Source organism: Streptomyces sp. NPDC048751, assembly GCF_043198595.1.
GTDB lineage: Bacteria > Actinomycetota > Actinomycetes > Streptomycetales > Streptomycetaceae > Streptomyces.
The window spans coordinates 487925-502472 of the sequence record NZ_JBICUX010000006.1 but is presented as its reverse complement, the minus strand read 5'-3'; the positions used below and the strand labels follow the sequence as shown (position 1 = coordinate 502472).

The following is a 14548-nucleotide window of genomic DNA, read 5'->3' as shown; positions in this document are numbered from 1 at the left end:
CCAGGCTCCCTCACGACGTGATCAGGTCGCCCGTGTCGACCGGCGCCGTCGCGTTCGCCGCGCGCTCGGCGTCGGAGGCCACCTCGTTCACCGTCAGGACGTAGCCCGTCTCGTCGTCGGACGTCGAGCGGGCGAAGACGACGCCGTAGACCCGGCCGTCGGTGGTCAGCAGCGGGCCGCCGGAGTTGCCGGGGCGGACGGTGGAGCGGATCGAGTAGATCTCGCGGGTGACCGTCGCGTCGTTGTAGATGTTCTGGCCGGTCGCCTTCACCCGGACCGCGACCGTGGCGGCCTGGAGGTTCAGGTCGCCGTCCTGCGGATAGCCCGCGACCACCGCCTTGTCACCGCGCTTGGCCTCGTCCTCGAACCGCAGCACGGGGGCGCGCAGCTCGGGGACGTACAGCACGGCCACGTCCTTGTTCGGGTCGAAGAGCACCACCCGGGCCTCGTACGACCGCCCGACGCCCCCGATGCGCACGGTCGGGTCGTCGATGCCGGCCACCACGTGGGCGTTGGTCATCACGTGCTGGGCGGCGTACACGAAGCCGCTGCCCTCGCGGCCCTGGGTGCCCGAGACGCCCTCGATCTTCACGGTGCTCAGCTTGGCGGCGTTCGTGGCGCTCGCCGTGACGCTGTCGCCGGTGGGCTTGGCGACCTCGGCCGTCGACTCGTTCTCGAACGGGTTGAAGACCTGCGGGAAGCCCGCCTGGGCGAGCGCGGACGTGGCGTCGGAGAACCACGCCGGAGTGGTCTCCGGCATCGCCTCCTGCACCGCCCCGAGCAGCTTCGAGTCGCGGATCGCGGACGTCACCAGCGGCGACGAGGACGCGCCCAGCACGCTCGCGGCCACCCAGGCCACGATCAGCACGGCCACCGCGTTCGCCGCGGCCCCGCCCACCCCGTCGGCCACCCGCAGCGGCCCCCGGTCCAGCTCGCGCCGCAGCCGCAGCGCCAGCCGCCCCGCGAGCTCGTGCCCGACCGCCGCCGGGACCAGCACGGTGAGCACCGCCGTCACCGTCGCCGCCGTCGTGCCCGGTGTCACCAGGTCCATCATCCAGGGGAGGATCCACACGCCGACCGCCGCGCCGCCCACGAACCCGGCGAGCGAGACGCAGCCCGCCACCAGTCCGCGCCGGTAGCCGGAGCCCGCGTACGCCAGGATCACCAGCAACAGCAGGATGTCGAGCAGGTCCACGGAGCCGCCTTTCTCTTGGACCCCTTCATACGTGGGGGAGAGGCCCAGTGATCAGCCACGCGCGCGTGACGGCCGGAACCCGCCACGCGTGCGTGTACCCCGGAAAACGTCGCGGACCAGGACGTTGGTTCCACCGGGTGGCACACCACACATCGCGGGCGGAGCGGATCGGACCGACAGTGGGACCATGCGTGTCCTCCGAAGAGCGCGCGGGGCACGGAGGCGGAGCCCGGTACGGATACCGGGCCCGGCCCTCGTGCTCCTGGGCTGTCTGCCCGGCCTCGCCGCCGTCGCCGCGCTGGTGCTGTGCGCGAACGGCGTCGACAGCACGGTGACGGCCGCCGTGGCCCACCGGCCCCGCACGGCCCGCCCCGCCACCGTCCACCACCGGGCCGTGAAGCCGCCGGTGGTGCCCCGCACGTCCTGGCTGGGCGACGCCGCCCGCCCGCAGCCGCCGCCGCGCTACGACGACGAGGTCGTCGCCGTCTTCGTCCACCACACCGACTCGCCCAACGGCTACGACTGCGCCGACGTCCCGCGCATCATCCGCGGCTTCTACACGGGCCAGACCGGCGCCCGCGACTGGGACGACATCGGCTACAACTTCCTCGTCGACCGCTGCGGCACGATCTACGAGGGCCGCGCGGGCGGTGTCGACCGCCCCGTCACCGGCGCCCACACCCAGGGCTTCAACCACCGCACCGTCGGCATCGCCGCGATCGGCACCTTCACGGCCGGTGTCCCCGTCCCCCGGGAGATGACCGACGCGATCGCCGCGCTGGCCGCGTGGAAGCTAGGCCTGGCCGATATCGACCCACGGACGACCGTCCGTCTGACCTCCAGCAACAGCGGCAGCCGCTACGCCGCGGGCCGCGCCGTCACCCTGCCCACCCTGGCCGGCCACAAGGACGGCTACATGACGAGCTGCCCGGGCGCGGCCCTCAGCGCCCGCCTCCCGGAGATCAGGGAGCGTGCGGCCCGCCTCCAGGGCAGGACGTCCACAGGAACGCCATAGGCGGCACGCAGGCCCCTCAGATCCCCGCGCCCTACGGTCATGGACAACACAAGCCGACCGGAGGTGGGGATCATGAGCAGCAGCCGTACGCACACCACGATCGCGACGGAGAAGGCGGCCGGCGGCTGGACCCGGACCGCCCGCGGGCCCTGGGCCGTCGTCTGCGCGGTCGCGACGGTCGTGCTGGGCCCGGCCGCGGTCATCGCGTTCGCCCTCGACCAGGCCAACGCGGCGCCGATGCACCACGCGGTGCGGGCCGACCCGGCGCAGGCCTACCTCCCCTCGGACACCGTCCGCAGGCGCGCCGCGGCCTGAGGGGTCCTTGCACTATGCCCGCCCGGGTCGCGCGGCCTGGCACCGCGCCTCGCCGCGTTGCCGAAAGGCCCTAGTAGCTCCGCTACGAGGACCTTCCGGCGCCTTGCGATGCACGGCACCAGACCACGCGACCTCATCGGACGCTCATAGTGCAAGGACCCCTGAGGAGCCGCGCGACTCACTCCCGGAAGCGGTCCCACAGCTTGGGGTACCGCTCGGCGAGGGCCCGCTCGTTCTCGAAGTCGACCGGCGTGCCCTCGGGCTCCGAGGCCGCGGGCGGAATGCCCAGATCGGGCGCCACGGTGCCGGTGAGCTGCTCGTACGCCTCGTCCGCCGCGTAGCCCAGCTCCTCGCCGTCACCGTCGACGTCCTCGTCGAAGTCGTCCAGCAGATCGGCGAGCGAGTCGGGGTCGTGCACGGCACCCTCGTACACCTCACGGCCCTGGCCGATCAGCCAGCAGCGGAAGAAGTCGAAGGCGTCGTCGCTGGCCCCGTCGAGCAGCACCCAGGCGGCGCCCCACAGGTCCCAGGTGTACGCCCGGTTGTAGCGGGCCTCGAAGTGACGGGCGAAGTCGAGGACCGACTCGGGGTCCAGCTGGAGCAGCCGCTCCACGAGAAGGTCGGCCTGCTCCTCCGGGTCGCCCTCGGCGGCCTCCCGGCTCGCGTCCACCAGCTCCCAGAACTCCGTCTCGTCCATCACGGGTCCAGCATCGGACCTCCGGGGGTGGTGCGCACCCCGGAGTACACGGGAAAGTCACACGCGATACAGCCGCCCGAGCCGCAGCGCGTCCTCGGCGAACCGCCGGCGAAGCGTCGCGGGGGACAGCACCTCGGCCTCCGGCCCCAGTGCCGTGAGCTGCGTATGGGCGACCTCCTCCGACTCCACCCGCAGCGTCACCGTCACCCACCCCTCCCCGTCGGCCTCCTCCGCCGCGGCCAGGGCGTCCCGCGCGGCCACCGCGTCGACGGCGTGCGGCAGCCCGCGCACCCCGGCCGCCGAGAGCCGTACGACGACCTCGGCCCGCAGAATCGAACGCGCGAACCGCTCGGCCTGCTCACCCCAGAACCCCGGCAGATCGAAGGCCTCGTCCCGCTCGAACCGCCCGTCAGGACCCTCCGACGCCTCGACGGCGACGAACCGGCCGACGCGGTACGTCCGGAAGGCCCCGGCGTCGACCGCCCGCGCGCACAGGTACCAGACGCCCGCCTTGAGCACGAGTCCGTACGGCTCCAGCTCCCGGGTGGCCTCGGCCTCCCCGCGCCGGTAGCGGGCCCGGATCCGCCGGTCGTCCCACACCGCGTCCGCGACGACGGGCAGCAGCGCGGGCACCTCCGGGTCCTGGAACCAGCCCGGCGCATCCAGATGGAACCGCTGCGCCGCCGTCCGCGGGGCGTCCCGCAGGGAGGGCATCAGCGCGGCGGACACCTTCAGCCGGGCCGCCGAGGCCGCGTCCTCCAGCCCCATCTCCCGCAGCGCCCCCGGCACCCCCGAAAGGAACAGCGCCTCGGCCTCCCCGCGCGCCAGCCCGGTCAGCCGCGTCCGGTACCCGCCGACCAGCCGGTACCCCCCGGCCCTCCCCCGATCGGCGTACACCGGCACCCCCGCCTCCGACAGCGCCTGCGCGTCCCGCGTCACGGTCCGCTCCGACACCTCCAGCTCCCGCGCGAGCGCGGCGGCCGTCATGGAGGGCCGGGACTGCAGCAGAAGCACCATCTTGATGAGCCGGGCGGCACGCATGGGTTCATGATGCCGGGGGCCACTGACAACGAAGGGGCACGGCTGCCGCCGTACCCCTTCACCGCTTCACCGCCCGTCTGCCCTCAGAGGACTTACAGGCCGTACTTCTCCCGCGCTTCCTTGACGGCCGTCGCCTTCACCTCGCCGCGACGGGCCAGCTGGGCCAGGGCCGCCACGACGATGGACTCCGCGTCGACGCCGAAGTGGCGGCGGGCGGCCTCGCGGGTGTCGGAAAGACCGAAACCGTCGGCACCGAGGGAGGAGTAGTCCTGCTCGACCCACTGCGCGATCTGGTCGGGCACCTGGCGCATGTAGTCGGACACCGCGAGCACCGGGCCCTCGGCGCCGTCCAGGACCCGCCGGACGTACGGGACGCGCTCCTCGCCGCGCAGGAGGGCCGCGTCGGCCTCCAGCGCGTCACGGCGGAGCTCCGTCCACGACGTGGCCGACCAGACGTCCGTGGCCACACCCCACTCCTCGGCCAGCAGCTGCTGCGCCTTGAGCGCCCAGTGGATCGCCGTACCGGAGCCGAGCAGCTGGATCCGCGGCGCGTTGGCCGCCGGGGACAGACCCGCCGACTCCGCCGTGTTGAAGCGGTACAGGCCCTTGACGATGCCCTCGTCGATGCCGGGGGCGGCGGGCTTGGCCGGCTGCGGCAGCGGCTCGTTGTAGACGGTGAGGTAGTAGAAGACGTTCTGGTCCTCGCCCGGGGCCGCCTCGCCGTACATGCGGCGCAGGCCGTCCTTGACGATCGTCGCGACCTCGTAGGCGAACGCCGGGTCGTACGTCAGCGCGGCCGGGTTGGTCGCGGCGATCACGGGGGAGTGGCCGTCCGCGTGCTGGAGGCCCTCACCGGTCAGCGTGGTGCGGCCCGCCGTCGCGCCGACGAGGAAGCCGCGGCCGAGCTGGTCGCCGAGCTGCCACATCTGGTCGGCCGTGCGCTGCCAGCCGAACATCGAGTAGAAGATGTAGAACGGGATCATCGCCTCGCCGTGCGTCGCGTACGCGGTGGACGCGGCGATGAAGTCGGCCATCGAACCGGCCTCGGTGATCCCCTCGTTGAGGATCTGGCCGTTCGTGGCCTCCTTGTAGTACATCAGCTGGTCACGGTCGACCGGCTCGTACGTCTGCCCCTTCGGCGAGTAGATGCCGAGAGAGGGGAAGAGGCTCTCCATGCCGAAGGTGCGCGCCTCGTCGGGGACGATCGGCACCCAGCGCTTACCCGTCTCCTTGTCGCGGACCAGGTCCTTGATCAGACGGACGAAGGCCATGGTCGTGGCGACGTTCTGCGAGCCCGAGCCCTTGTCGAAGGACGCGAACGCCTTCTCCGCGGGGGCGGGGAGGGGCGCCACCGGGTGGACACGGCGGGCCGGGGCCGGGCCGCCGAGGGCCGCGCGGCGCTCCTGGAGGTAGCGGACCTCGGGGGAGTCGGCGCCGGGGTGGCCGTAGGGGACGACCCCGTCGACGAACTGGCTGTCGGAGATCGGCAGCTCCAGCAGGTCACGCATCTTCTTGAACTCGTCCACCGTCAGCTTCTTCATCTGGTGGTTGGCGTTCTTCGACGCGAAGCCCTCGCCGAGGGTGAAGCCCTTGACGGTCTGGGCCAGGATCACGGTCGGCGCGCCCTTGTGCTCCAGGGCCGCCTTGTAGGCCGCGTAGACCTTGCGGGACTCGTGGCCACCGCGGGAGAGGTGGAAGCACTCGAGGATCTTGTCGTCGCTCAGCAGCTTCGCCATCTCGACGAGCGCCGGGTCCTTGCCGAAGAAGTCCTCGCGGATGTAGGCCGCGTCGCGCGTCTGGTACGTCTGCACCTGCGCGTCCGGCACCTCACGCAGCCGGCGTACGAGCGCGCCGGTCGTGTCGAGCTGGAACAGCTCGTCCCAGGCGGAGCCCCACAGGCTCTTGACGACGTTCCAGCCGGCGCCGCGGAACTGGGCCTCCAGCTCCTGCACGATCTTGAAGTTGGCGCGGACCGGACCGTCGAGGCGCTGCAGGTTGCAGTTGATGACGAAGGTCAGGTTGTCCAGGCCCTCGCGGGAGGCGAGCGCGAGTGCGGCCGTCGACTCCGGCTCGTCCATCTCGCCGTCGCCGAGGAAGGCCCAGACGTGGGAGTCCGAGACGTCCTTGATGCCGCGCGCGGTCAGATACCGGTTGAAGCGCGCCTGGTAGATCGCGGACAGCGGGCCGAGGCCCATCGACACCGTCGGGAACTCCCACAGCCAGGGCAGGCGCCGCGGGTGCGGGTAGGAGGGCAGGCCGTCGCCGCCCGCCTCCTGGCGGAAGTTGTCGAGGTGGGTCTCGTTCAGGCGGCCGTCGAGGAAGGCGCGGGCGTAGATGCCGGGGGAGGCGTGGCCCTGGATGTAGAGCTGGTCGCCCGAGCCGTCGGCCTCCTTGCCCCGGAAGAAGTGGTTGAAGCCGGTCTCGTAGAGCCAGGCCGCGGAGGCGAAGGTGGCGATGTGGCCGCCGACGCCGTGTTTGCTGCCCCGGGTCACCATGGCGGCCGCGTTCCAGCGGTTCCAGGCGGTGATCCGGGACTCCATCGCCTCGTCGCCGTCCACGGCGGGCTCGGCGGAGGTGGGGATGGTGTTGACGTAGTCCGTCTCGAGGAGCTTCGGCAGCGCGATGCCGGCGCCCTCGGCGCGTTCCAGCGTACGGCGCATCAGATACGCGGCACGGTGCGGCCCGGCCGCCTTGGCGACGGCGTCCAGGGAGGCCTGCCATTCGGCGGTCTCCTCCGGGTCCCGGTCGGGGAGCTGGTCGAGCGCGCTCGGCTGGATGGCGTTGGGGTCGGTCATGTCGCCGCCTTCCTCAGTCGAAGGGGGTTCCCTCATCAGGGTTCGGGGGTGCCCTTTGTCTTTGGCAGGACAGGGCGGAGGGCCTGGGTTCGGTGTCGGTTCACGACGCCGTTACGCGGCCCGTCGGCGACTGTAACCATTGATCGATGATCGATCAAAGGGTTGAGGGGCAAAACCTCTTGATCACGAGAAAATCGGCACGGGGTGCCTCGGTTACAGGCACCCCGTGCCGTGTTTTCGCATGGTTTTCGCAGGTGGGGAGACGTTTGAGCGAGGGGGCGCTCAAGGCGTCGACCGACTCAGGCACGGGGTGCGCAGCCCAGTACGTGGGCCTTCACGATGTCCGCGATCCGCGGATCCCGGCGCCGGAACGCCGCCACGAGTTCCTCGTGCTCCTCGGCGTACGACTGCTGCACGGTCCCCAGCCAGCGGATGGACAGCGCCGTGAACACCTCGATGCCGAGGCCCTCCCAGGTGTGCAGCAGCACGGAGTTGCCGGCGGCGCGCACGAGTTCCCGGTGGAAGCCGACGGTGTGCCGGACCTGGCCGGTGCCGTCGGAGTTCCGGTCGGCGTCGTACAGGGCGGCGACGTGCGGTTCCAGGGCCGAGCAGTCGCCCGCGAGCCTCTCCGCGGCCAGCTCCGCCGCGATGGCCTCCAGGCCGGCCCGGACCGGGTAGCTCTCCTCCAGGTCGGCGGCGGTCAGATTGCGGACCCGGACGCCCTTGTTGGGGGCGGACTCGATGAGTCGCAGCGACTCCAGCTCGCGCAGGGCCTCGCGCACGGGGGTCTGGCTGACCTCCAGCTCGGTCGCGATACGGCGCTCCACGATCCGCTCGCCCGGCTTCCAGCGCCCGCTGACGATCCCTTCCACGATGTGCTCGCGGATCTGTTCGCGCAGCGAGTGGACGACGGGCGCGGTCATGAGGGCTCCTTAGGGAGGGGCCGCCCCTCGGCCCCGGGGGCGTTCGACGTTTAGACAATACGGCCGGTTCGCTCCGCGGGGAGGGGGCGTGAGGGTGCTTTTGCCCAGGTGAGACGAGGCGCACACGGTGTTTTGCGGCGCGGCGGAGCTCGGGCCGGTCCGTTGTTCGGCGGGCGCGGACTGTGTGTGGCTGGTCGCGCCCACGCGGCGGAGCCGCATATCGATACAGCCCCGGGCCCCTGGGGGGTTGCAGTCGGCCCCGCTGCAAAGCGGCGCCCCGCCCGGAAAGATCCGGACGGGGCGCCGTACTGCCTGATCAGCGAATCAGAGGCCCAGCTCTACCTCGAACTCGCCGGCCTCCAGGATCGCCTTGACCGCCGTCAGGTAGCGGGCCGCGTCGGCGCCGTCGACCAGGCGGTGGTCGTAGGAGAGGGTCAGGTAGGTCATGTCGCGGACGCCGATGACCGTGCCCTCCTCGGTCTCGATGACGGCCGGACGCTTGACCGTGGCACCGATGCCGAGGATCGCGACCTGGCCCGGCGGCACGATGATCGTGTCGAAGAGCGCACCGCGCGAACCGGTGTTGGAGATGGTGAAGGTCGCGCCGGACAGCTCGTCCGGGGTGATCTTGTTGGCCCGGACCTTGCCCGCGAGCTCGGCGGTGGCCTTGGCGATACCGGCGATGTTGAGGTCGCCCGCGTGCTTGATGACCGGGGTCATCAGGCCCTTCTCGGAGTCCACCGCGATACCGACGCTCTCGGTGTCGAAGTAGGTGATCGTGCCCTCGGCCTCGTTGATCTTGGCGTTGATGACCGGGTGGGCCTTCAGCGCCTGGGCCGCCGCCTTGACGAAGAACGGCATCGGGGAGAGCTTGACGCCCTCGCGCGCCGCGAAGGAGTCCTTCGCCTTGGCACGGAGCTTCATCAGGCGGGTGACGTCGACCTCGACGACCGACGACAGCTGGGCCTGCTCGTGCAGCGCCTTGACCATGTTGTCGCCGATGACCTTGCGGATGCGCGGCATCTTGACGGTCTGGCCACGGAGGGGGGAGGCCTCCAGGGCGGGCGCCTTCTTGGCGGCCGGGGCAGCGGCAGCGGCCGGAGCCGGAGCGGCGGCCTTCGCGGCCTCGGCGGCGGCGATGACGTCCTGCTTGCGGATACGGCCGCCGACGCCGGTGCCCTTGACGGTGCCCAGGTCGACGCCGTTCTCGGCGGCGAGCTTGCGCACCAGCGGGGTCACGTAGGCGCCGTCGTCACCGGCCGGGGCGGCGGGAGCCGGAGCCGCCGGGGCGACCGGGGCGGGCGCCGGAGCCGGAGCGGACGGGACCGGCTCGGGAGCCGGGGTGGTCTGCTGCTGCGGGGCCGGGGTGGTGGGCGCCTGCGGGGCCGGGGCGGCCGGAGCGGGCGCCGGAGCCGCAGGGGCGGCCGGAGCCGGAGCGGCGGGGGCCGGGGCAGGAGCGGCGGGGGCCTCGGCGGCGGGCGCCGGAGCCGGGGCGGCCGGGGCCGGGGCAGCGGCCGGAGCCGCACCCGGGGCGCCGATGACGGCCAGCTTGGCGCCGACCTCGGCGGTCTCGTCCTCACCGACGGTGATCTCGAGCAGCACACCGGAGGTGGGCGCCGGGATCTCGGTGTCGACCTTGTCCGTGGAGACCTCGAGCAGCGGCTCGTCGGCCTCGACGGAGTCGCCGACCGACTTCAGCCAGCGGGTGACGGTGCCCTCGGTGACGGACTCGCCGAGCGCGGGCAGGACCACGTCCGTGCCCTCGGCGCTGCCGGCACCGGCGGCGGCGTCGGCGGTGGGAGCCGGGGCCGGAGCGGCCTGCTCGGTGGAGGGCTGGGCGGCCGGGGCCGGCTCGGGAGCCGGCGGGGCGACCTCCTCGGCGGCCGGAGCCGGAGCAGCGGCCGGGGCGCCGGTGCCGTCGTCGATGATCGCCAGCTCGGCGCCCACCTCGACGGTCTCGTCCTCGGCGACCTTGATGGACGCCAGGATGCCCGCGGCGGGCGCGGGGATCTCGGTGTCGACCTTGTCGGTGGAGACCTCGAGCAGCGGCTCGTCGGCCTCTACGCGCTCACCCTCGGCCTTCAGCCAGCGGGTGACGGTGCCCTCGGTGACGCTCTCGCCGAGCGCCGGAAGGGTTACGGAAACCGCCATGGTTTCGGTTGCTCCTTACGAATTGCGGAAGTCTGTGTCGTCGCTGTGAGCGGAGTCGCTTCGTCGACCGAGGGGTCAGTCGTGCGAGTGCAGCGGCTTGCCCGCCAGGGCCAGGTGGGCCTCGCCGAGCGCCTCGTTCTGCGTCGGGTGGGCGTGGACGAGCTGGGCGACCTCGGCCGGCAGCGCCTCCCAGTTGTAGATCAGCTGGGCCTCGCCGACCTGCTCGCCCATGCGGTCACCGACCATGTGGACGCCGACCACGGCACCGTCCTTGACCTGGACGAGCTTGATCTCGCCCGAGGTGTTCAGGATCTTGCTCTTGCCGTTGCCCGCCAGGTTGTACTTCAGAGCGACGACCTTGTCCGCGCCGTAGATCTCCTTGGCCTTGGCCTCGGTGATACCCACGGAGGCGACCTCGGGGTGGCAGTACGTCACCCGCGGGACGCCGTCGTAGTCGATCGGGACGGTCTTCAGGCCGGCCAGGCGCTCCGCCACCAGGATGCCCTCGGCGAAGCCGACGTGCGCGAGCTGCAGCGTCGGGACCAGGTCGCCGACGGCGGAGATGGTCGGGACGTTGGTGCGCATGTACTCGTCGACCAGGACGTAGCCGCGGTCCATGGCGACGCCCTGCTCCTCGTAGCCGAGACCGGCGGAGACGGGGCCGCGGCCGACCGCGACGAGCAGGACCTCGGCCTCGAACTCCTTGCCGTCGGCCAGGGTGACCTTGACGCCGTCGGCGGTGTACTCGGCCTTCGAGAAGAAGGTGCCCAGGTTGAACTTGATGCCGCGCTTGCGGAACGCGCGCTCAAGAAGCTTGGAGGAGTTCTCGTCCTCGACCGGGACGAGGTGCTTCAGGCCCTCGATGACCGTGACGTCGGAGCCGAAGGACTTCCACGCGGAGGCGAACTCGACGCCGATGACGCCGCCGCCCAGGATGATCGCGGACTTCGGCACGCGGTCCAGGACGAGGGCGTGGTCCGAGGAGATGATCCGGTCGCCGTCGATCTCCAGGCCCGGCAGCGACTTCGGCACGGAGCCGGTCGCCAGCAGGACGTGACGGCCCTGGACGCGCTGGCCGTTCACGTCGACGGAGGTCGGGGAGGACAGTCGGCCCTCACCCTCGATGTACGTCACCTTGCGGGAGGCGACGAGTCCCTGGAGACCCTTGTACAGGCCGGAGATGACCCCGTCCTTGTACTTGTGGACCCCGGCGATGTCGATGCCCTCGAAGGTGGCCTTCACACCGAACTGCGCGCTCTCGCGGGCCTGGTCGGCGATCTCGCCCGCGTGCAGCAGGGCCTTGGTGGGGATGCAACCCCGGTGCAGGCAGGTGCCGCCGACCTTGTCCTTCTCGATCAGGGCGACGTCCAGGCCCAGCTGCGCCCCGCGCAGGGCCGCGGCGTAACCGCCACTACCACCGCCGAGGATCACTAGGTCGAAAACGGTGCTGGCGTCGTTCGCCACGTCACGTCCTCCATGCATGTGCGCCGTACGCCGGTCTCCAGTGACCGGGCGGCGGCTGGTGTCCGGCCGCTCTTTCTTCGGCCCTGTGGTGGGGGCCCTGTCCTGCCGAGCCCCATCTTCGCACTTGTCGAGGGCGTCCGAGACGCGGGGCCGGGGTGTGAGACACCCCACGCTCACTTGTGAGGAGGGGACTGCTCCCACTCGGGGGCGCGGGGCTGTGCCGATATGCGGCTCCGCCGCGCGGGCGCGATCAGCCGAGGCGCCCTCCAGGGGCGCGGGGAACTGCGCGACCAGCCCCACACGAGCCGCACCCGCCGTACCGCGGATCGGCCCGAGTGATATGGCGCACAGAACCCCGCTCCCCCAGGGAACTCAGCCCAGGTCGCCCGCGGACGTCAGCTCGGCGAGCCGGACCAGCGTCCGCACGGCCGACCCCGTACCACCCTTCGGCGTGTACCCGAAGGGCCCGCCCTCATTGAACGCGGGCCCCGCGATGTCCAGGTGTGCCCACGTGATCCCCTCGCCCACGAACTCCCGCAGGAAGAGACCGGCCACCAGCCCGCCGCCCATCCGCTCACCCATGTTCGCGATGTCGGCCGTGGGGGAGTCCATCCCCTTGCGCAGGTGCTCCGGCAACGGCATCGGCCACGCCGGCTCCCCGACCTCCTCCGCCGCCTCGTGCACCGCGGAGCGGAACGCGTCGTCGTTCGCCATGATCCCGAACGTCCGGCTGCCCAGCGCGAGCACCATCGCCCCGGTCAGGGTCGCGACGTCCACGATCGCGTCCGGCTTCTCCGCGGACGCGGCCCACAGCGCGTCGGCCAGCACGAGCCGGCCCTCGGCGTCGGTGTTGAGCACCTCCACCGTCTTGCCGCTGAACATCCGCAGCACGTCACCGGGGCGCACGGCGGAGCCCGACGGCATGTTCTCGGCCAGCGCCAGCCAGCCGGTGACGTTGACCTCCAGGCCGAGGCGGGCGGCGGCGACGACCGCGGCGAACACGGCGGCGGCGCCGCTCATGTCGCACTTCATCGTCTCGTTGTGCCCGGCGGGCTTGAGGGAGATGCCGCCCGAGTCGTAGGTGATGCCCTTGCCGACGTAGGCGAGGTGCTTCTTCGCCTTGGAGTGCGTGTACGACAGCTTCACCAGGCGGGGCGTGGCCGCCGAGCCGCCGCCGACGCCGAGGATGCCGCCGTAGCCGCCCTTGACGAGCGCCTTCTCGTCGAGCACCTGCACCTTGATGCCGTGCTCCTTGGCCGCGGCCTGCGCGATCGCGGCGAACGCCTCGGGGGTGAGGTCGTTCGGCGGGGTGTTGATCAGGTCGCGGGCGCGGTTGAGCTCCTCGGTGACCGTGGTCGCGTGCACGACCGCGGCCTTGTGCTCCTTGTCGCGGGGCTTGGCACCGAGCAGGGCGACCTCGGCGAGCGGCGCCTTGCCGTTCTTCGCCTTGGGGTCCTTGCCGTTGTCCTTGTACGTGTCGAAGGAGTACGCGCCGAGCAGCGCGCCCTCGGCGACCGCGCCGACCGCAGCCGCGTCCGCCAGCGGCAGGGCGAAGGCGGCCTTCTTGGACCCGGCGAGACCCCGGGCGGCCACGCCGGCCGCCCTGCGCAGCGCCTCGGTGTCGTACGAGGAGTCCTTCTCGGGCTCCGCGCCCAGCCCCACCGCCACCACGAGCGGCGTCTTGAAGCCGGCCGGTGCGGGCAGCTTCGTCACCTCGCCCTCGGCCCCGGAGGCGCCGAGGGTTTCCAGGACGGCGGCGAGGCGGCCGTCGTACCCCTTGTCCACGGCCTCGGCGCCGGGTGCGACGACGAGGCTCGCGGACTTGGGTGCGGTGCCCTTGGCGACTCCGACGACGATCGCGTCGGCGCGCAGGCCGGGCGCCGCGGCGGTGCTGAGAGTGAGAGCAGTCACGGTGGTGAATTCTCGCTTCCGGTGTGAAGTTCCGTTGGCCGAACTGTGTGGGTCGACCGGCCCCGACCGCCGACCCTAGATCGGGACCGAGGGTGCGGTTTCCGTCGGGGGTGCTCACCGGCGCGGCGAACCGGTGCGGAGGACCCGGGACGAGCCTACGCGCGTGCGTGCGTTCGCTCATTCCTGTGGGTGGTCACCTGTCGGAGATCATCCTTGATGTACGTCGCCCCACAGCCTGGAGACCGCCCGGTGAAACGTCCGATCCTGCTCGTCGCACTTCTGCTGCTCGCGGGCTGCACCTCCGCTCCGGACGACGAACCCGGCGACACCTCCGGCAGCGGCGGGCGTTGGCGGCCCGAGCCCGGCGTGGCCTGGCAGTGGCAGCTCAGCGGCCGCCTCGACACCTCCGTCGACGTGCCGGTCTACGACATCGACGGCTTCGACCAGTCCGGGGCCACGGTCGCCGCCCTGCACGCCAAGGGCCGCAAGGTCATCTGCTACCTCTCCACCGGCGCCTGGGAGGACTGGCGTCCGGACGCGGGGAAGTTCCCGAAAGCCGTGGTGGGCAAGGGCAACGGCTGGAAGGGCGAGCGCTGGCTCGACATCCGCCGCACCGACGTCCTGGAACCGTTGATGGCGGCCCGCCTCGACATGTGCCGCGAGAAGGGCTTCGACGCGGTCGAGCCGGACAACATGGACGGCTACGACAACACCACCGGCTTCCCCCTCGAGGCGGCCGACCAGCTCCGCTACAACCGCCTCGTCGCACGCCTGGCCCACGAGCGGGGGATGTCCGTCGGTCTGAAGAACGACCTCGACCAGATCCCCGAGCTGGTGGGCGACTTCGACTTCGCGGTCAACGAACAGTGCGCCCAGTACGACGAGTGCGCCACCATGGAGCCGTTCATCAAGGCAGGCAAGGCGGTCTTCCACGTCGAGTACGAACTCCCCACGGACCGCTTCTGCGCCGAGTCCCGCCGCCTGAAGCTGAGTTCCATGCTCAAGAAGTACGAACTGGGGGCCTGGCGACAGGCGTGCTGA

The 14548-nt window shown here is 71.8% G+C and carries 11 protein-coding genes; 3 read left to right on the top strand and 8 right to left on the bottom strand.

Annotation, left to right across the window (positions count from 1 at the left end):
• Window positions 1-10: 10 nt before the first annotated feature.
• Complete coding sequence (locus tag ACGFNV_RS22060; protein WP_393624649.1) at window positions 11-1195, bottom strand: MarP family serine protease; 1185 nt, start codon at window positions 1193-1195, stop codon at window positions 11-13.
• Between the two features lie 256 nt (window positions 1196-1451).
• On the opposite strand from ACGFNV_RS22060, the gene ACGFNV_RS22055 reads away from it, so the two are divergent.
• Complete coding sequence (locus ACGFNV_RS22055; protein WP_393624735.1) at window positions 1452-2210, top strand: peptidoglycan recognition protein; 759 nt, start codon at window positions 1452-1454, stop codon at window positions 2208-2210.
• Between the two features lie 72 nt (window positions 2211-2282).
• Complete coding sequence (locus ACGFNV_RS22050; protein ID WP_393624648.1) at window positions 2283-2525, top strand: hypothetical protein; 243 nt, start codon at window positions 2283-2285, stop codon at window positions 2523-2525.
• Window positions 2526-2703: 178 nt separating this feature from the next.
• Here the strand turns inward: ACGFNV_RS22050 and ACGFNV_RS22045 are convergent, their stop codons facing one another.
• The 7 genes from ACGFNV_RS22045 to ACGFNV_RS22015 form a co-directional block, all read right to left on the bottom strand.
• Window positions 2704-3222: a DUF4240 domain-containing protein gene (locus tag ACGFNV_RS22045; RefSeq protein ID WP_393624734.1), complete on the bottom strand. Its 519-nt coding sequence runs from the start codon at window positions 3220-3222 to the stop codon at window positions 2704-2706.
• A 57-nt stretch (window positions 3223-3279) separates the two neighbouring features.
• A complete protein-coding gene (locus tag ACGFNV_RS22040) occupies window positions 3280-4263 on the bottom strand; it encodes a helix-turn-helix transcriptional regulator (RefSeq protein ID WP_393624647.1) in 984 nt (327 codons plus the stop codon).
• Between the two features lie 92 nt (window positions 4264-4355).
• Window positions 4356-7058: a pyruvate dehydrogenase (acetyl-transferring), homodimeric type gene (gene aceE / locus ACGFNV_RS22035; RefSeq protein ID WP_393624646.1), complete on the bottom strand. Its 2703-nt coding sequence runs from the start codon at window positions 7056-7058 to the stop codon at window positions 4356-4358.
• Between the two features lie 299 nt (window positions 7059-7357).
• Entirely contained in the window at window positions 7358-7981 is a 624-nt protein-coding gene (locus tag ACGFNV_RS22030) for a GntR family transcriptional regulator (RefSeq protein WP_393624645.1), read from the bottom strand.
• Window positions 7982-8305: 324 nt separating this feature from the next.
• Window positions 8306-10132, bottom strand: a complete 1827-nt coding sequence (gene sucB, locus ACGFNV_RS22025) for a 2-oxoglutarate dehydrogenase, E2 component, dihydrolipoamide succinyltransferase (RefSeq protein WP_393624644.1) — start codon at window positions 10130-10132, stop codon at window positions 8306-8308.
• A gap of 75 nt (window positions 10133-10207) precedes the next feature.
• Window positions 10208-11596, bottom strand: coding sequence for a dihydrolipoyl dehydrogenase (gene lpdA / locus ACGFNV_RS22020; protein ID WP_393624643.1), 1389 nt, complete (start codon window positions 11594-11596; stop codon window positions 10208-10210).
• Between the two features lie 372 nt (window positions 11597-11968).
• Window positions 11969-13507, bottom strand: coding sequence for a leucyl aminopeptidase (locus ACGFNV_RS22015; protein ID WP_393624642.1), 1539 nt, complete (start codon window positions 13505-13507; stop codon window positions 11969-11971).
• 216 nt (window positions 13508-13723) lie between these two features.
• Between ACGFNV_RS22015 and ACGFNV_RS22010 the strand changes: the two genes are divergently transcribed.
• The gene (locus ACGFNV_RS22010) at window positions 13724-14548 is read left to right on the top strand and encodes an endo alpha-1,4 polygalactosaminidase (protein WP_393624641.1); all 825 of its coding nucleotides are present in this window, start codon (window positions 13724-13726) and stop codon (window positions 14546-14548) included.